Source organism: Streptomyces sp. NPDC050121 (assembly GCF_044460385.1).
GTDB lineage: Bacteria > Actinomycetota > Actinomycetes > Streptomycetales > Streptomycetaceae > Streptomyces > Streptomyces soliscabiei.
Window position 1 is genome coordinate 1 of the sequence record NZ_JBITJV010000008.1, and the last position, 17,342, is coordinate 17,342.

14 protein-coding genes and 3 pseudogenes are annotated in these 17,342 nt (G+C 73.3%); 7 read left to right on the plus strand and 10 right to left on the minus strand.

The genetic code is table 11. From position 1 onward, the window contains the following. Positions 1-549: 549 nt before the first annotated feature. The gene (locus ACIBTS_RS14225) at positions 550-1,527 is read left to right on the plus strand and encodes a polysaccharide lyase family 1 protein (protein ID WP_399319321.1); all 978 of its coding nucleotides are present in this window, start codon (positions 550-552) and stop codon (positions 1,525-1,527) included. A 36-nt stretch (positions 1,528-1,563) separates the two neighbouring features. After that, entirely contained in the window at positions 1,564-2,373 is an 810-nt protein-coding gene (locus ACIBTS_RS14230; RefSeq protein ID WP_399319323.1) for a pectate lyase, read from the plus strand. Positions 2,374-2,464: 91 nt separating this feature from the next. On the opposite strand, the pseudogene ACIBTS_RS14235 reads toward ACIBTS_RS14230, so the two are convergent. After that, positions 2,465-2,674, minus strand: a pseudogene (locus tag ACIBTS_RS14235) (PaaX family transcriptional regulator C-terminal domain-containing protein); the annotation flags it as partial. Between the two features lies 1 nt (position 2,675). On the opposite strand from ACIBTS_RS14235, the pseudogene ACIBTS_RS14240 reads away from it, so the two are divergent. After that, positions 2,676-2,873, plus strand: a pseudogene (locus ACIBTS_RS14240) (DNA alkylation response protein); the annotation flags it as partial. A gap of 47 nt (positions 2,874-2,920) precedes the next feature. Here ACIBTS_RS14240 and ACIBTS_RS14245 read toward each other — a convergent pair. After that, positions 2,921-3,502, minus strand: a complete 582-nt coding sequence (locus tag ACIBTS_RS14245) for a hypothetical protein (RefSeq protein ID WP_399319325.1) — start codon at positions 3,500-3,502, stop codon at positions 2,921-2,923. A gap of 211 nt (positions 3,503-3,713) precedes the next feature. Between ACIBTS_RS14245 and ACIBTS_RS14250 the strand changes: the two genes are divergently transcribed. From ACIBTS_RS14250 to ACIBTS_RS14265, 4 genes are all read left to right on the plus strand, one after another. After that, positions 3,714-4,865 carry a WD40/YVTN/BNR-like repeat-containing protein gene (locus tag ACIBTS_RS14250; RefSeq protein ID WP_399319327.1) on the plus strand — a complete coding sequence of 384 codons (1,152 nt, stop codon included), beginning with the start codon at positions 3,714-3,716 and terminating at the stop codon, positions 4,863-4,865. A gap of 81 nt (positions 4,866-4,946) precedes the next feature. Continuing rightward, the gene (locus ACIBTS_RS14255) at positions 4,947-5,624 is read left to right on the plus strand and encodes a uracil-DNA glycosylase (protein WP_399319329.1); all 678 of its coding nucleotides are present in this window, start codon (positions 4,947-4,949) and stop codon (positions 5,622-5,624) included. Next, positions 5,621-6,592 (plus strand): N-acetylglucosamine kinase, encoded by a 972-nt coding sequence (locus ACIBTS_RS14260; protein WP_399319331.1) that lies wholly within the window; start codon positions 5,621-5,623, stop codon positions 6,590-6,592. Before ACIBTS_RS14255 ends, ACIBTS_RS14260 begins: the two co-directional genes overlap by 4 nt. Positions 6,593-6,781: 189 nt before the next feature. Continuing rightward, the gene (locus tag ACIBTS_RS14265) at positions 6,782-7,705 is read left to right on the plus strand and encodes a hypothetical protein (RefSeq protein ID WP_319671421.1); all 924 of its coding nucleotides are present in this window, start codon (positions 6,782-6,784) and stop codon (positions 7,703-7,705) included. Between the two features lie 109 nt (positions 7,706-7,814). Here ACIBTS_RS14265 and ACIBTS_RS14270 read toward each other — a convergent pair whose 3' ends face one another. The 8 genes and pseudogenes from ACIBTS_RS14270 to ACIBTS_RS14305 all read right to left on the minus strand — a co-directional run bounded on the left by ACIBTS_RS14270 (position 7,815) and on the right by ACIBTS_RS14305 (position 17,342). Next, complete coding sequence (locus ACIBTS_RS14270) at positions 7,815-8,861, minus strand: lactonase family protein (protein WP_399319333.1); 1,047 nt, start codon at positions 8,859-8,861, stop codon at positions 7,815-7,817. Between the two features lie 120 nt (positions 8,862-8,981). Beyond that, a complete protein-coding gene (locus ACIBTS_RS14275) occupies positions 8,982-10,496 on the minus strand; it encodes an FUSC family protein (RefSeq protein WP_399319335.1) in 1,515 nt (504 codons plus the stop codon). Between the two features lie 228 nt (positions 10,497-10,724). Continuing rightward, entirely contained in the window at positions 10,725-11,453 is a 729-nt protein-coding gene (fabG, locus tag ACIBTS_RS14280; RefSeq protein ID WP_319671443.1) for a 3-oxoacyl-ACP reductase FabG, read from the minus strand. Further along, a complete protein-coding gene (locus ACIBTS_RS14285) occupies positions 11,450-12,559 on the minus strand; it encodes an MFS transporter (protein WP_399319336.1) in 1,110 nt (369 codons plus the stop codon). Before ACIBTS_RS14285 ends, fabG begins: the two co-directional genes overlap by 4 nt. Positions 12,560-12,626: 67 nt before the next feature. Then, a pseudogene (locus tag ACIBTS_RS14290) lies at positions 12,627-13,040 on the minus strand (MFS transporter); the annotation flags it as partial. Next, a complete protein-coding gene (locus tag ACIBTS_RS14295) occupies positions 13,037-14,473 on the minus strand; it encodes an adenylosuccinate lyase family protein (RefSeq protein ID WP_399319338.1) in 1,437 nt (478 codons plus the stop codon). The gene ACIBTS_RS14295 and the pseudogene ACIBTS_RS14290, both read right to left, overlap by 4 nt. Then, positions 14,470-16,425 carry an FAD/NAD(P)-binding protein gene (locus ACIBTS_RS14300; RefSeq protein ID WP_399319339.1) on the minus strand — a complete coding sequence of 652 codons (1,956 nt, stop codon included), beginning with the start codon at positions 16,423-16,425 and terminating at the stop codon, positions 14,470-14,472. Before ACIBTS_RS14300 ends, ACIBTS_RS14295 begins: the two co-directional genes overlap by 4 nt. After that, complete coding sequence (locus ACIBTS_RS14305; protein WP_399319340.1) at positions 16,422-17,342, minus strand: NAD-dependent epimerase/dehydratase family protein; 921 nt, start codon at positions 17,340-17,342, stop codon at positions 16,422-16,424. The genes ACIBTS_RS14300 and ACIBTS_RS14305 overlap by 4 nt, the downstream gene beginning before the upstream one ends.

The window sequence follows — 17,342 nt, forward strand, 5'->3', positions numbered from 1 at the left end:
CCGCGTACTGGGCGTACGCGGACGATCCCGACAACGCGGCGAGGCGCCGTGCCAGGCGTCGCGGGCCAGACGGGACTTTCGAAACACGCCCTAGCCGCCGGGGAAGTTGGGGGTCGTCGCCGCTCGACGCGGGATCCATGCCGTGACGGAGGAAGCGAGCCGGCGATGGCGATCAGGACCAGGAGCAGGTCCAGGAGCGGCGGTGAACGTACGCGTGCGCGGAGTCGGCATCGACTCGCCCCTCTCCGACAGGCCGTGAAAGGAAGCGTTCGCGTCGCATGGTGGCATGCGCATGCCCCTCATGGAAGCGCTCCCACGCCAACTCTCCGAAAGCCCTTGCCGGTCGCCCGAGCCGCGCCGGGGTGGCCGGATATGTTTTGCGCAAAGCGTTGACTAGAAAGCGCTTGCCCCCTACGTTCCGTTCAGCAGTGTGACCAAGCCGCTCGCCCTGACCCCACAAAGGGCCGCACTACCCGTGCACGATGTTCAACATGGCGCACATCATTCACATATCTGTCCAAACTTCCCTCTCTGAAGGGACGCACCCGCATGCGTACAGGCCCCCCACGTACACACGCGCAAAGATCCGCTCTCGTGGCGGCGGCCGCCGCTCTCGCCACGGCGGCGGTCCTCGCCCTCCCCCAGCCGGCCGGCGCCGCCGACAGCTCGCCGGTCGGGTTCGGCGCCGGCACGACCGGCGGCGGCAGCGCCACCGCGGTCACCGTCTCGACGCTGTCCGCCTTCAAGACCGCGGTGACCGGCGGCACGGCGAAGGTCGTGAAGGTCAACGGCCTGATCTCGCTGAGCGGACAGGTCGACATCGGGTCCAACACCACGGTCCTGGGCGTCGGTTCGTCGTCCGGGTTCACCGGCGGCGGGCTGCGTCTGAAGAAGGTGACGAACGTCGTCATCCGCAACCTGAACATCAGCAAGCCGCTCAAGCCGGCCGACGGCATCGAGGTCCAGGCCTCCACCAAGGTGTGGATCGACCACAACTCCTTCTCGGCCGACCGCGATCACGACAAGGACTACTACGACGGTCTGCTGGACATCAATCACGCCTCGGACTACGTGACGGTGTCCTGGAACACCTTCAAGGACCACTTCAAGGGATCGCTCGTCGGCCACAGCGACAACAACGCCGACCAGGACACCGGGCACTTGAGGGTGACGTACCACCACAACCAGTTCAGCAACGTCTACTCGCGCATCCCCAGTCTGCGCTTCGGCACCGGCCACTTCTACGACAACTACGTCGTCGGAGCCGAGACGGCCGTCCACTCACGCATGGGCGCCCAGATGCTCGTCGAGAACAACGTCTTCCGCTCGACACAGGTGGCAGTCACCACCAACCGCGACAGCGACGTGGACGGCTACGCCAACCTGACCGGCAACGACCTCGGTGGAGCCGCGACCGAGGTGTCGCAGGTCGGGACGTTCACCAAGCCGCCGTACAGCTACACCGCCGAGCCCGCCTCGTCCGTCGTCGCCTCGGTGACGTCCGGCGCGGGCGCCGGAAAGCTCTGACCTTCCCCATTCCCCACCTGGAAGAAGGCACGGGACATGACCTCACCAGCACCTCGGCGCACCCGCGGGCGCGCTCTCACCGGCGGGCTGGCCGCCGTCGGCCTCACGGTTGGCATGATCATGACCAGTGGGGCGCTGACCCCCGCGAGCGCCGCCACCTGGCCCACACCCACCAGCAGCAAGCCGGTGACCGCCACCATCCCGATCTCCGGCACCAAGGACTACGGGATGCAGCGCCTGTACGGCAGCGGCGACCTCGGCAGCGGCGGCCAGAACGAGGACCAGGACCCGATCCTGGAGCTCGCGCCCGGCGCCGTCCTGAAGAACGTCATCATCGGCGCGCCCGCCGCCGACGGCATCCACTGCAAGGGCAGCTGCACGCTGCAGAACGTCTGGTGGGAGGACGTCGGCGAGGACGCGGCGACCTTCCTCGGCTCCTCCTCGTCCAACGTCTACACCGTCTCCGGCGGCGGGGCGAAGGAGGCCAGCGACAAGGTGTTCCAGTTCAACGGCGCGGGGACGCTGAACGTCTCGAACTTCGCCGTGAAGAACTTCGGCACCTTCGTGCGCAGTTGCGGCAACTGCAAGAGCGGCCAGTACAAGCGCACGATCAACCTCAACACGATCGAGGCGACCTACAAGGGCGGCCGGCTCGTGGGCATCAACACGAACTACGGCGACAGCGCGACCCTGAGGAAGATCACCATCGTCGGGGACAGCAGCAAGAAGATCGTCCCGTGCCAGAAGTACATCGGCAACAACACCGGCGCGGAGCCGCCCAAGAACGGCTCGGACGCCGACGGGACGTACTGCAAGTACTCCTCGTCCGACATCACCTACAAGTAGACCCCCCACGGTGAACCCGGCCGTACGAAGCGCACCCGCACGGCGCTTCGTACGGCCGCCGTGTTCGCGCCCCCCCTGTCAGCGCTCCCGGTCAGTGCCCCATGGCTCCGGTGATCTCCGCCTGGTACTCCGCATAGGCGGCGCGCAGGGCCGCGCCCGGCCAGTCGGCCGGGAGGAGTTCGGGGGGCAGCACGGGGTCGGTGAGCAGATGACGTACGACCGCGGCGAAGGCCGCGAGGAGGTCGGCGGGGCGGTCCGCCTGCGCGATGTGGACGAACAGGGCTTCCGCGGTGTCGGCCCAGGTCGGCGCCCGCCGTCTGGTGGAGCAGATGGCGCTCGCCCTCCAGGCCTCCCTGCTGGTCCGGCACGCGCCGCCCGCGGTGGCCGACGCCTTCTGCGCGACCCGGCTGGGCGGCGACTGGGGGCACGCCTTCGGGACCCTCCCGGACGGCGCCGATGTCGACGCCGTCCTGGAGCGGAGCCTTCCCGTCCCGCACTGACCGTCCCCACCTGTGAGTCGTCGCGGACAACCGAGGTGCAGGGTCGGTCAGCCTGTTGGGCGGCCCCACAGGGCGTCGAAGCGGGCCCAGTCGGTGTCCCACTGCTCCACGCGGCGGCGTTCCAGGCGGCCTCGTACGAAGCGGCCGCCCGCGAGGGGGAGGGCCGCCGTGCCGACTCCGGCCAAGCCGCCGACGAGCGAGGCACGCAGTCTGGCCTGGGAGGCGGTGGCCGGCTTCGTCACCAGGCGGCCCTGCCGGTCCGTCCAGACCGTCACGGGCGTGCCTGCGGCGCTGCCGGGGCCGACCCGGACCTGGCCGGTGTGCGCGGAGCCGTCCGGCCCCGTCCAGCCCACCTTCGCCCACACCTGATCGCCGCCGGCGGAACCGCTCGCGGCGGCCTTGCCCGGCGCCTGCTCGGACAGCCGCCCCACGAGGGGCCGCCACTCGACGCGTTCCCGCGCCAGACCGTGCTCGACGGACCCTGCGGTCGCCAACCCCGCCAGCACCCCGGCGAGGACGGTCAGCCCCCACACACCGAGCACGACCCAGGACTCCACCGTGTCGGCGCGACGCTTGAGCGGGTTGCGCCGCCAGCGCCACAGCCACAGCTTCGGACCACGGAACGCCATCGAAGGCTTCCTCCTCGTGAGCATGAACATCCCAGCCGCCCTCCCATACGGGGCAGGCGGGCCCGATGCTCAGGACGACTCCCTCATCCCGACGGTCCCACGCCTGCGCCGCCCGCGCAGGCGCCCGTCGGAAAGTGGCCGAGGACATGCGCCCCCAACCCGCCTCCACCGCTGTGACCTGCGGCGACGGCGTTTCCAGAGGTGACTGTCAGTGGCGGGGTGCAGACTGGCCGGTGTCTGGGACAAGGACGTCGAGGACACAGCGGAGGAGATCGGCATGACCGAGGTACTGCTCGCCGTGGGCACACGCAAAGGCCTGTTCATCGGGCGGCGGCGCGGCGGCGCATGGGAGTTCGACGAATCACCCTATTTCAACGCACAGGCGATCTACTCGGTCGCCATCGACACCCGCGGCGACCGTCCGCGGCTGCTGGCCGGCGGCGACAGCGCGCACTGGGGGCCGTCGGTGTTCCACTCCGACGACCTCGGCCGCACGTGGACCGAACCGGCGAAACCGGCCGTCAAGTTCCCGCAGGACACCAAGGCCTCGCTGGAGCGCGTGTGGCAGCTGCACCCGGCGGCGGCCGAGCCGGACGTGGTGTACGCGGGCACGGAACCGGCCGCGCTGTACCGCTCGGAGGACCGCGGCGAGAGCTTCCAGCTGGTCCGCCCGCTGTGGGAGCACCCGACGCGCTCGCAGTGGGTGCCGGGCGGCGGCGGGGAGGGCCTGCACACGGTCCTCACCGACGAACGCGACCCGCAGGCCGTGACGGTGGCCGTGTCCACGGCCGGGGTGTTCCGCACGACCGACGGCGGCGCGAGCTGGGCCCCCTCCAACTCCGGTGTCTCCGCGGTGTTCCTGCCGGATCCGAACCCGGAGTTCGGCCAGTGCGTGCACAAGGTCGCGAGGGACGCGGCGAACCCGGACCGCCTCTACCTGCAGAACCACTGGGGGGTCTACCGCAGTGACGACGCGGGCCTGCAGTGGACCGACATCGGTGCGGGCCTGCCGTCCACCTTCGGCTTCGCCGTCGCCGCGCACCCGACGCGCGGGGACACCGCGTACGTGTTCCCGATCACCGCCGACGCGGACCGGGTGCCCGCCGACCGGCGCTGCCGGGTCTTCCGCACCGCGGACGCGGGCAACAACTGGGAGCCGCTCACGGCAGGCCTGCCCCAGGAGGACCACTACGGCACGGTTCTGCGCGACGCGCTCCGGACGGACGACGCGGACCCGGCGGGCGTGTACTTCGGCAACCGCAACGGCGAGGTGTTCGCCTCCGCCGACGACGGCGACAGCTGGCGACAACTGGCCTCGCACCTGCCGGACGTCCTGTGCGTGCGGGCCGCGGTGGTCGGATGAGGGGAGCCCTGCGACAGAAGCGGCCGGGCAGCCTTGGCCACTGGTTGATCACCGTTGTGCGTACGGCAGTAGGGTGACGCCGTGGCACCACGACCCTTGCATGAAATCGTCGAACCGGGCTGGGCGAAGGCCCTCGAGCCCGTCGCCGGAAGGATCGCCGGGATGGGCGACTTCCTGCGCACGGAGATCGCCTCGGGACGTACCTACCTACCGGCCGGGCAGAACGTCCTGCGGGCCTTCCAACAACCCTTCGACGACGTCCGCGTCCTGATCGTCGGACAGGACCCGTACCCGACGCCGGGGCATGCGGTGGGACTGTCGTTCTCGGTCGCTCCGGAGATCCGCCCGCTACCCGGCAGCCTGATCAACATCTACCGGGAGCTGAACACCGACCTGGGCCTGCCCCAGCCGTCCAACGGCGACCTGACGCCGTGGACGCAGCAGGGGGTGTTGCTGCTGAACAGGGCGCTCACCACGGCGCCGCGCAAGCCGGCCGCGCACCGCGGCAAGGGCTGGGAGGAGGTCACCGAGCAGGCGATACGGGCGCTGGCGGCGCGCGGCAAGCCCTTGGTGTCCATCCTGTGGGGCCGTGACGCCCGCAACCTGCGTCCACTGCTGGGGGATCTGCCGTCGGTGGAGTCCGCGCACCCCTCCCCCATGTCGGCAGACCGCGGTTTCTTCGGCTCACGGCCGTTCAGCAGGGCCAACGACCTGTTGGTCCGGCAGGGAGGTCAGCCAGTGGACTGGCGCCTGCCGTGACCGACGGCACCGGCATTCTCGCCGTGGATTCGGGCGGTTCGGGTCTGCGGGTCGCGCTGGGAGTCGCCGGGCAGGGGATCCTGGGCCGGTGTTCGTCCGACATGCCCGTGCGCACTGGTGCACGGGGCATCGACGCGGGTCACCTGATGGCGCGACTGACGCCTCTGGTCCGGGCGTTGAGTGACGAGACCGGTGCGCCGTCGCCCGCCACGGCCGTCGTGGGAGCGGCCGGGCTCAGCACGTTGGGCTACGCCCTGCGCGCCGAGCTTCCGGGCGCGCTGGCGCTGGAGTTCGGGGTCCGCAGGACCGCGCTCGTCGCCGATGCCGTCACCGCCTACGTCGGCGCGCTCGGGACACGGCCGGGAGCCGTGGTGGCCGCGGGCACGGGTCTGATCGCGATCGGTACGGATCTGACGGCCTGGCAGCGGGCGGACGGCTGGGGTCATCTGCTGGGCGACTGCGGGAGCGGCGCCTGGATCGGCCGGGCCGGGCTGGAAGCCGCGTTGCGTGCGTACGACGGGCGTCCCGGCGGATCCGCTCCGCTCCTGGCCCGCGCCGAGGAGCGGTTCGGGCCGATGCCCGGACTGCCCGGGCTGCTCTACCCGCGCCCGGACCGCCCGGCCGTCCTCGCCTCCTTCGCACCGGACGTGGCCGGTTGCGCCCAGGACGACCCGGTCGCCACCGGCATCCTGCAGGCGGCGGCCCGGCACATGGCGGAGTCGGCCGCCGCTGTCTGCCCGCCCGGCGGAGCGCCCCGGATCGCCCTCACCGGGGGCCTGTTCAACCTGGGCGAGCCCCTTCTCGTCCCCCTGGAGGACGAATTGGCGAGACAGCTGCCGCACGCCCGGCGGGTTCCCGCCGAGGGCGATCCGCTGGACGGCGCCGTGCGCATCGCCACCGCACTGGCGACGGGCACGCTCACGCTGCCGGCCGAGCAGACACTGCTCTCGGTGGTGCACCAGCCGTAATGCAGCGGGCGTAGAGAACATACGTCAGGGTCCAAAAGCGGGGATTGCCCCCTTCGAGGGCAAGTCTCCCGGAAAACACGCTGATCACTTCTGATCCGTACGTAACTCATCAGACAAAACCGGACGGATACCGCTCACCTGCACCCTCCCCGAACAGGGGAGCCCAGTAAGCCAGTAACATGCCTCGCCATGAGCTCCCCCACTGGGCCCGCGTCCGGCCTGCCAGTACGAATGCCGCGACCTCGCCAGCCCGGGCGGCACCGCCGACCCGAGCCTCTGGCGGCTCCCGAGGGCGCGCCCGCCCTCGTTCTCGCGGTGCCGGGTACGCCGAGCGCCGCCACCCGCGGCCTCGCCGAGGAGATCGTGAGCATCGCTCGCTCCGAGCTTCCCGGCCTGGACGCGCGCATCGGTTACCTCGACGGGGACGACACCGAGTTCCCCACCCTGCAGTCCGTGCTCACGTACGCCGCCGAGGAGCGCACCGCCCGCTTCGAGCAGGCCCGTGCCGCCGGTCTGGACGTCAAGGAGCCCGACGGCCCGGTCGCCGTCGTCGTGCCGCTGCTGGCCGGCCCCGACAACTCGCTGCTGCGCCAGGTCCGCCAGGCCGTCATGGAGAGCCGGATCGCGGCCGAGCTGACCGATGTGCTCGGCCCGCACCCGCTGCTCGCCGAGGCGCTGCACGTGCGGCTGTCCGAGGCGGGCCTGGCCCGCGCAGACCGCGCCCGGCTGTTCACCGTGGCGACGGCCGCGGACGGCATCATCCTGGCCTCCGTGGGCGGCGAGGAGGCCGTGCAGGCGGCCGGGATCACCGGCATGCTGCTCGCCGCGCGCCTCGCCGTGCCGGTGATGGCCGCGGCCCTCGACCAGGAGGGCTCCATCGCCTCCGTCGCCGAGCAGCTGCGTTCCTCCGGCTCCCAGCAGCTCGCCCTGGCGCCGTACCTGATCGGCCCGGAGATCGACGCCACGCTGATCGCGGAGGCGGCCAAGGAGGCGGGCTGCGCCGCCGCCGAGGCGCTCGGCCCGTACCCGGCCATCGGCAAGCTCGCGCTGGCCAAGTACACGACCGCCCTCGGCATCGCGCCGCCGCAGCCGCAGGGCGCGCCGGTCCGTTGAAACCACTGTTAGAGGACGCAGTACGACCCGAAGGGCCCGCTTCCGGCTGAGGAGCGGGCCCTTCGTCGTGCGGGCTGCCGAGGCCGCGACAGGGGTCGCGAGACAGGGGTCAGCCGAGGACCACGCAGGACGCGGCCGGGACGGCGATCGAGCCGCCGCGCCGGGGCAGGCCGGTGGCCGGGTCCAGGGTGAACCAGGTGACGTCGCCGGAGCGCTCGTTGGCGACGTAGAGGCAGCGGCCCGCGCCGTCGACGGCGACGGCCCGCGGCCAGTTACCGGCGCAGGGCACCGTGCCGACCAACCGCAGGGCGTCCCCCTCGCCCTCGACCGCGAACACGGAGAGCACGTCCTCGCCGCGGGTGGCGGTCCAGAGGAACCTGCCGTCGGGCGAGACGGCGAGCCCCGAGGGGTAGGCGTCCCCGGCCGGGGCGCCGGGCAGCACGGCTGCCTCGGCCAGCGGTTTCAGCGAGCCGTCCGAGGCGTCCCAGCGGCAGACGGTGACGGTCGGGGTGAGTTCGTTGACGACGTAGGCGTACCCGCCGCCGGGGTGGAAGGCCAGGTGGCGGGGTCCGGAGCCGGGGCGCAGCGCATGTTCCCGGTGCAGGACGGGGCTGCCGTCGCGCAGGGCGCACACCCGCACGGAATCCGTGCCCAGGTCCACGCTCACCGCCCAGCGGCCGCTCGGGTCGGGCTGCACCTGGTGGGCGTGCGGGCCCTGCTGGCGTCGCGTGTGCGGGCCCGAGCCGGTGTGCCGCAGGACGCCGGAGGCGACGCGGGCGAGGGTGCCGTCCGGGCGGACCGGGACGGCGGTGACACTGCCGGAACCGTAGTTGGCGGTAAGGACATGGCCGTCGAACACGCTGAGGTGCGTGGGCCCGCTGCCGCCGACGGGCACGGGCGGCCCGGCCGACTCCGGCACATCGCCCTCGACCCGGTAGGCGGCCACCGCGCCGTCCGCCGTCTCGCTGACCGCGTACAGCGTGTCCCCGGCGGGCGACAGGGCCAGATACGAGGGGTCGGGGACGCCGTTCACGCTGCTCAGGACGGTCAGGGCGCCGCTGTCCGGGTCCACGGCGGCGGCCACGATGCCGGGCCCTCCAGCCGCCGTGAACGAGCCGATGAACGCCCGCCGTCGTCTTCCGCCGAGGTCTGCCACCGCTGTCCCCTCCCGGGTCGCCGCTCTCGCTGCTGACGCTGCTGCTCGGGGTGACGGTAGCAGTCGATCACCAGCGGTCTAGACCAGACTCGCGCGCCGCGTCGGGAAGCCCGCGCCCGCTCAGGCGCCGAGCGAGGCCCGGTGGGAGCCACGCAGGGGGACGGCGAGTTCGAGGAGGGCCTGTTCGAGGGCGTGGAGATGGGCCAGTACCGGCTCGGCCGGCGCACCGTACGGCGCCGCGGCGGTGGGTGCGGGGTGGCGCGGCCCGTCGGCCGGCGGGTCGGTGAGCGCCTCGACAGCGGCCTCCACCCGCCAGCAGGCGGCGACGAGCCGGGCGTCGTGCGAGGCCTCGGGGTCCGCGACGACCGAGGCCAGGGCGCGCACCTCGCGGGCGCAGTCGTCGAGCAGCGCAAGCACGTGCCGGGCCCGTGCCTTGCGGGCCCGCAGCGGGCTGAGCGGGTGCACCAGCGGCGCCAGGGACTGCCGGACCCGGCCCAGGATCTGCTCCAGCTCGGCCACCCGCCGGGCCGGGTCCGCCGCAGGGGAGCCCGCGAGCCGGGCGGCGGCGTCGGCGGTGCACGTGTGCACGCAGCGCAGGGCACGCTCCACCCAGGCGTCGGTGACGGAGTGCGTCGTCACGGGGAGCACCAGCAGCACCGCCAGCACGGCGCCCAGCGCTCCCACGGCCGTCTCGGTGACCCGGAGGGCGAGCAGGGCCGGGTCGAGCACGCCGAGCAGCCCGTACAGCGCGATGGCCATGACCGTGACGGCGAGCATCATCCAGGTGTAGGAGACGGCGGCGGAGTAGAAGATCCCGAAGACGGCGACCGTGACGATCGCGGTGGTCGCCACCGGCTCCCCGTGCAGGGGCACGGCCACGAGCAGGCCCAGCACGATGCCGATGGCGGTCCCGAGGAGCCTGCGGAAGCCCCGGACCAGCGTCTCGCCGCGCGAGGTGGTGTTCACGAACACCCACCACGTGGCGCCCACCGCCCAATACCAGCGCTGGTCGGACAGCGTCTGTCCGACGACGAGGGCGATTGCGGCGCCCGCGGTCGCCTGGACCGCCTGCCGTGTGGTGATCCGCGCCAGTCCCGTGCCGCCGGCCGGCGGGGCGACGGGGGCCGGTGGCGTCGGGAGCCGCCGCTCGTAGCACCACAGCCCGAACCGCACCGTCGACGACGCCGCCAGCGACATCAGCACGGCGGCGTAGAGGTCGGGCAGCTGCCCGGGGACGGTGTGCAGGAACTGCGCGGCGAAGAAGGTCATGAACGCGAACACTCCGAGCGAGTGGCCGCGCGGCCCCCAGCGCCGCGCGTACGCGCCGGCCCCGACGACAGCGAGGAAGGCCAGGTCACGGGCGACGGGCAGCTCGTGCAGGACGGCCGCGAGAGCGAGCACCGGCAGCCCGGCGACCGGGAGCAGAGCGGTGGTGACGGCCTGCCCGCGCACGGTCGCGTCGGTCACCGTGAACAGGGCGAGCAGTGCCGCGAGACCTCCGGCGACGGCCGCCGCCAGCGAATGCCCGGCGAGACCGCACAGCGCGACGGCGAGCCCGATGCCCAGCACGGCCCGGGAGGCGAACCGCAGCCGCACACGGCCCGGATCCGGTGCCACGAACGCCCTCTTCAGCAAGCTGCCCCGCCCTTTCCCCGCCCAGACGCACCGCGCCATGAGTCGCGACATGAGTCGCGACATGTGATGCGACATGAGAAAGGCGCCGCGGAGTCCGCAGCGCCATCGATACGACCATCTCAACACCTGGAGGGCTGTTGGTTCAACAGGCTGCGAATGAAGTGGGCCAATGGCTCAGCAGAGAGGCGGGTTTCACCGCCATCGGCCGGCCAACGGCCCACTCCCGTGTCAGTGCCCCAGTCCGGCGCCTCCGTCGACCGGGATCACCGCGCCGCGCACATAGCCCGCGCCGGCCAGGTACGCCACCGCCTCGGCAACCTCGTCGGGTCGGGCCGGGCGGCCGGCCGGGGTGCGGTCGAGCAGATGGCGGCGCTGCTCCTCGGTGAGCGCGCGGCTCATGTCCGTCTCGGTCAGACCGGGGGCCACCACGTTGCAGGTGATGTCCCGGGCGCCGAGCTCATGGGTGAGTGACCGGGCGAACCCGACCAGCCCCGCCTTCGCCGCCGCGTAGTTGGTCTGCCCGGCGGCACCGTGCAGGGCGGCCGTGGAGGAGATCAGGACGATACGCCCGTGGCCCTGCCGCAGCATCCCGCGCACCGCGCGCCGGACGACCCGGAAGGCTCCGGTGAGGTTGGTGTCGATCACGGAGGTGAAGTCCTCCTCGCTCATCCGCAGCAGCAGCCGGTCGGCGGTGACCCCGGCGTTGGCCACCAGGACGGTGACCGGACCGTGGGCTGTCTCCGCCTCCTTGAAGGCCTGGTCCACCTGCTGCCCGTCCGTCACATCGCACCGTACGGCGAGGAGATCGTCGGCGGCGGGCGGCGGATCACCCCGGTAGGTGACCGCGACCCGGTCGCCCGCCGCCGCGAAGTTCCGGGCGACGGCCAGTCCGATCCCCCTGTTCCCGCCGGTCACGAAGACCGACCGGCCGGTCGCGGGTTCGCTGATGCCTGTCATTTCGTCTCCCCGTCCTCTCGGTTTCCTCCGCTCTCGCCGCCGGCCTTCCGTGCGCGCAGCCCTGCCGCGGCCACGACGAACCCGACGAAGGCCAGTACGGCGGTCCAGAACGTGGCCGCGTACATGGCGTCGAGGAAGGCGCGGTCGGCCGTGGCCGCCAGTTCGGGCAGCCGTAGCGAACCGGCCAGTGCGCGGGCCGCCTCTGCCGAGGTGCGGGCCTGCTCCCGGGCGGCCGGGGTGAGCTCCCCCGGACCGTCGGGCAGGCGGGCGTCCGCCATGCGGTCCCGGTACACGGCGGAGAGGATCGAGCCGGCCATCGCCACCCCGAGCGTTCCGCCGACCTGCCGGGTGACGCTGTTGACGGCCGACCCGGCGCCCGCGAGCTGGGTCGGCACCCCGCTCATCATCACGGCCGTGACCGGCGTGCCGACCAGGCCCATGCCGAACCCCTGCACCCACAGCAGAAGCACGACGACCGGGATCGGGGTCCCGCCGTCGAACCACAGGTAGCCGACGTAGGTGGCCGCCGTGGCGAGGACTCCGGCCGCGACCGTCCAGCGGGCCGACAGCACTTGGCTCAGCACCGGGGACGCCTGACTGCCCAGGACGATGCCGACCGCGGCGGCGATCATCACGATGCCGGCGTCGGCCGGGGAGAGCCCGCGGGGTCCCTGGAGATAGAAGGCCGCGTAGAACAGGTGCCCGGCCGGCGCCATGAACGCGATCAACAGCACCACGCTCCCGGCCGTGAACCCGGGCTGCCGGAACAGCCGCAGGTCCAGGCTGGGCGCCGGGGACCTGCGCTGACCGACGACGAAGGCGGTGAGCAGCGCGCCGCCCAGGACGAGCGGCAGCAGGACGTGGACGCCGTGCGGGCTCCGTCCGTTGCCGAGTTCGATGACGGCGTAGACCACACCGCCGAGGCCGAGCACGGACAGGGCGAGGCCCGGCAGGTCGAGCACTCTGCGTCCGGGGCCCTTCAGCGCGGGTACCACCGCCGCCACTCCGGCCAGACACAGGGCCACGATGGGCACGTTGACCAGGAAGACCGAGCCCCACCAGAAGTGGCTGAGCAGCGCCCCGCCCACGACAGGGCCGACGGCCACGCCCAGGCCCGCTGGACGAGCTCCAGATCGCGATGGCCCGGGTGCGTTTCTCCGGCAGAGTGCTCTGCACGATGGCCGAGAGGGTCGCGGGCATCAGCAGGGCGCTGCCCGCGCCCATGAAGGCGCGCGCCACGATCAGCCAGGCCGCGTTCCCGGCGAACGCGCCGGCCCCGGAGGCGGCGCCGAACAGCGCCAGACCGGCGAGGAGCGTGGTCCGTGGGCCGAAGCGGTCGGCGAGTGCGCCGCCCGCGAAGAGGGTGCCGGCGAAGACCAGGGTGTAGGCGCTGGCCACCCACTCCAGCTCGGCCGGGGTCGCGCCCGGTCCGTCGGCCGGGTCGGCCAGCGTGGTGACCGCCACGTTGAGGATCGAGGTGTCCAGCCAGATCAGCATCTGGGCGCAGACGACGACCACGAGGACGGGCCAGGAGCGGGGGGCCGTCGCCGGCGGCGTGGTCGGTTCGGCGCGACTGACGGCGCTCATCGGGCGCTCCCGTCGCGCGCCGGGACGACGGTGCCGGCGTCCCCGTAGCTGCGCAGCGCCCGCTCGACGAGGGCGTCGGCCGCACCTGTGTACCGGGCCGGGTCGAGGAGGGTCGCGAGCCGGTCCGGGGTGAGCCGGGCCGACAGGTCGGGATGGGCGGACAGCACCTCGACGAGGGGGCGTCCGCCGGCGTCTGCCTCAGCCGTGGCGGCGGACAGCAGCTTCTTCGCCCGTGTCCTGCCGAGCGTCGGGGCGAGCGCCACCGTCAGGCGTTCGGTGACGAGGGCGCCGTCGGTCAGTTCCAGGTTGGCGAGCATCCGGTCCGGATGGACGACCAGCCCTTCCGCGAGCTCCACGGCGGTGTGCGCGGCCCCGCCTGTCAGGCGCAGGGCCTCCCGCAGTGGCTGCCACTCGGCGTGCCACGCCCCGGCGGGCCGCTCGTCCTCGGCGAGCATGCTCTGGGCCAGGACGAGGGCGTGCGCGGGAACCTGCCGGGCGGCCGACACGATGAGCGTGGCGAGCACGGGATTGCGCTTCTGCGGCATCGCCGAGGAGGCGCCGCGTCCGGCCGCAGCCGGCTCGGACACCTCGCCGATCTCGGTGCGCGACAGCGTCTGCACGTCGAGCGCGAACTTCCCGAGCGCCCCGGTGACCAGTTGGAGCACCGCCCCCAGGTCCGCGACGGGCGTGCGCGCGGTGTGCCATGGGAGCACCGGTTCGGCCAGGTCGAGCGCCCGCGCGAACGGCCCCAGCAGGTCCACGGCGTCCTCGCTCTTCCCGCCGTCCAGTGCCGCGTACTCGCCGTACGCGGCGAGGGTGCCGGCCGCGCCGCCGAGCTGGGCCGGCAGTGCGGACGCCAGCGCCCGTACCCGGGCCCGGGCGTCGGCGACCAGCTGGAGCCAGCCCGCGGCCTTCAGACCGAGGGTGGTGGGCACGGCGTGCTGGGTCAGGGTGCGTCCGGCCAGCACGGTGTGGCGGTGGGTGTCGGCCAGGGCTGCGAGGGCGACACGGACGCGTTCGAGGTCGGCGGCGATCAGGGCGAGCACCCGGCGGGCGACCAGCATGGCCGCCGAGTCGAGGATGTCCTGGCTGGTGGATCCGCGGTGCACGTACTCGGCCGCGGTCGGGTCCTGCGCGGCGACCACCTCCGTGAAGGCGGTGACCAGGGCGACCACCGGGTTGGCCGCGGCCCGCGCCGCACGGGCCAGGGCGACCGGGTCCAGCCGGTACGTACGGGCCGCCGCGGCGATCGCCTCCACCGCGGCGGCGGGGGTGAGCCCGACGGCGTACTGGGCCCGGGCCAGGGCCACTTCGGCGTCCAGCATGGCCTGCAGCCACGCCTCGTCGGTCACCTCGGCCGCGGCCGGCGTGTCCGCCCAGGTGGGGGCGAGCAGGCCCGCGTCGGTGCCCACGGACAACGCGTTCACGCTCATCGACTCCCCAGCTCCCTGCGTTCCTTGTGCTCTTTATGTTCTTTGTGTTTCTTGTATTCCTTGTGCCCCTTGGGTCTTGCTTCGGCCTCCGGGAGTCGCAGTGCCGCCCGGGCGATCGAGTCGGCGTCCTCCAGCGTCACCGAGCCCACGCCGGGCCTGACGCCGACGGCCGTCACCCAGCGCACGCCCTCCGTCGGCACGCCGAACGCGAAACGGCGCGGGTGCGCCCGGCCCGCCGCGTCCACCAGCCGGGGCGGGCCGCCCGTCACGGCCAGCCCGCCCGTCTCATGACCGTCCAAGCGGTAGGGGACGCAACCGCCGGCCGCGAGGAGCGTCCTGAGCAGGGGGTTGGCGCTGCGCCGCAGGTCGGTCTCGGGCAGCCGTGCCTCGATCAGCGCGCCGACCCGTACCGACGGCTCGGACACCCGTTCCGCGTCCACCAGGAACCCGTTCTCGCGCGCGCAGGGCCGTACTCGCATCCCCGGACCGACGACGTGCAGGGTCCCGGCCTCGAGGAGCGCGATCAGCTGCTCGATGCGGAAGGCCGGCGGGCCGATGGAGGTGAAGGCGTTCAACGGCGTGTACCAGCCGTCCAGTTCGCCCGCGTACGACTCCCCGGAGACTCCTCCGTGATCGACCGCGAGCCTGATCTCGTTGCGCAGGTCCCGCAGGGCGTCCAGTGCCGCCTTCAACGGGCCGCTCACATTGCCCAGCCGGGCCTCGGCGAGATCGCGCCGCAGATACTCCAGCAGCCAGTGCCGGAAGTCGTCGCGGCCGGCGAAGGCACGCTCGCCGTGCGGGCGCTCGATCCGCCGCCAGTCCCACCGCTCGCCGCGCGGCACGGCGTACCGGTCCAGCAGGTCGGTCTCCGGACCGCGGCCCGCGAGCGTGAGCCGTACGAACTCGTCCGCGGCCCAGGCGCCTCGGGCGGCCCGGATCCACGCCTCGTGGTAGACGGTGCGTACCTCGCGGTCGATCAGCGGCCAGATCCCCTCACGGAAGGTGACGGGCCGTCCGCCGTCCGCGCGCCGCCGCAGCCCGGCGATGACCTCCGGGGTGAGGAAGCGGGGGTGGTGGCGGCCGAGCGCGCCCTTCTCGTTCTCGCCCCGCGCGTGGTACGGCACTCCGCGTCGCGAACCGGCGTACAGGGTCGGCTCGTTGCCGCTGGGGAGGTAGACGAGGCCGGTCTCGCTCTCCTTGAACGTGCCGCCGCGGCCCTCGGTGAGCAGGGCCAGGTGGTCGAAGAAGTTCAGCCCGAGGCCGCGCAGGGCGACCGGCGTGCCCGGCGCGATGCCGTCCAGTGCGGCGTCGGCCGGGTTCCCGGGCCCGACGTAGGTCAGACCGTGCCGGTCCGCGAAGTCGGCCAGCTCGCGTTCCTCCCGGTCGGGGACCAGTTCTCCGTGGCCGAGGGCCAGCACCACGGCGTCCATCCCGGACAGCCGGCCGCCGTCCTCCAGCGTCACCGTCTGCCGTCCGTCGTGGGCGTCCTCCAGCGCGAGGGCGGTCGTCCGGTGGGTGTGGACCGTCACCTCCTGGGGCGCGGTGCGTGACAGGTGCCGGAACACCCACTCGAGGTAGTGACCGTGGAACGCCCGGGTCGGATAGGTGTCCGGGCCGAGCCGCCGGGCCTCGGACACGACCTGTTCCGGGTATCCCTCGGGGAGCGTCCGCGCCCACTCGTGCAGGCAGGGTCCCGGTACGGACGGGCCCGCGCAGTCCACGCTGTCGTCGGTGAACAGGGTCACCTGGGAGGCGACCGTGTTCATCAGCAGCTCGCCCGGCTGATCGGTGCGCCACACCGCGCCCGGGCCGGGCGGGTACGGATCGACGAGGTGCACCGTGACCGGTCGGCCGGTGCCTGCCGCGTTGGCGCAGATCCGCTCCAGGACGGAGAGCCCGCGCGGACCGGCGCCGATCACGCACACGGCCGGCGGGCCAGGGGGTTCGGTCATTCCCGGCCCAGCCCGTCGCGCCAGTCCGGCCGCTGCGGCTTCCAGCCCAGCGTGGTCCGGGCGCGGTCGCCCGCGGCTCCGCGTGCCGTGGTGAGCTGATGGGTCATGAACCAGCCCAGCAGCCGGCGTGCGAGGGCCGCCGGGACGGGGCGCGGGGGCGGGGCGCCGAGGGTGCGGGCATAGTGCGGCAGCCACCGGGCGGCCGGGGCCGGTTCGTCGTCCGTCACATGGAAGACGCCGGTGGCCTCCGACTCGACGGCGGCGACAGCCGCCCCCACGGCGTCCTCCACATGCAGGAACGACGTGATGCCGGCGCCGCCCTCGGGCAGCGGGAGTTTCCCGGCCAGCACCCGCTGCCCGGTCCCGCCGTCACGGGCGTACGCGGTGCCCGGGCCGTAGAGGGCGCCGTACCGCAGCACCACGCCCGCGAGGCCGGGGGCGCCGGACAGGACCAGCCGCTCCAGTTCGGCGACGGCTCGTACGGTGGCGGCCCAGCCCGGGTCCGGGGCGTCCACGTACAGCGGCGCGTCCTCGTCGAGGACCGTGGGCCCGGCGGGGGCGGCGGCGAAGGCGATGGACTGGGCGACCAGCCGCCGGGCGCCGGCCGCGCGGGCCGCCTCGACCAGATGGGCGGTGCCCTCGGTGCGCAGCCGCGCGGTCTGTGCGAAGGCCTCCGGAGGGTCGTCGCGCAGCAGACGCAACGCCGACAGCTGATGGACGACCGCCTCGGGCCGGGCGGCCGACACCGCCGACCGTACGGCGTCGCGGTCGAGGGCGTCGGCGACCACGACCTCGTCGGCCTCCGGCGCCCGTGCTTCCTCCCGCACCAGCGCGGCGACCTGGTGGCCGCGTGCCCTCAGGGCGCCCACCAGCGGGCGTCCGACGACTCCGGTGGCTCCGGCGACGAGTATCCGCAC

Bases quoted from the DNA above. Each gene is read 5' to 3' on its own strand.
- ACIBTS_RS14225 (WP_399319321.1), top strand. From the start codon at position 550: ATGCGTACAGGCCCCCCACGTACACACGCGCAAAGATCCGCTCTCGTG.
- ACIBTS_RS14245 (WP_399319325.1), bottom strand. From the start codon at position 3,502: ATGGCGTTCCGTGGTCCGAAGCTGTGGCTGTGGCGCTGGCGGCGCAAC.
- ACIBTS_RS14295 (WP_399319338.1), bottom strand. From the start codon at position 14,473: ATGAGCGTGAACGCGTTGTCCGTGGGCACCGACGCGGGCCTGCTCGCC.
- ACIBTS_RS14300 (WP_399319339.1), bottom strand. From the start codon at position 16,425: ATGACCGAACCCCCTGGCCCGCCGGCCGTGTGCGTGATCGGCGCCGGT.
- ACIBTS_RS14230 (WP_399319323.1), top strand. From the start codon at position 1,564: ATGACCTCACCAGCACCTCGGCGCACCCGCGGGCGCGCTCTCACCGGC.
- ACIBTS_RS14265 (WP_319671421.1), top strand. From the start codon at position 6,782: ATGAGCTCCCCCACTGGGCCCGCGTCCGGCCTGCCAGTACGAATGCCG.
- fabG (WP_319671443.1), bottom strand. From the start codon at position 11,453: ATGACAGGCATCAGCGAACCCGCGACCGGCCGGTCGGTCTTCGTGACC.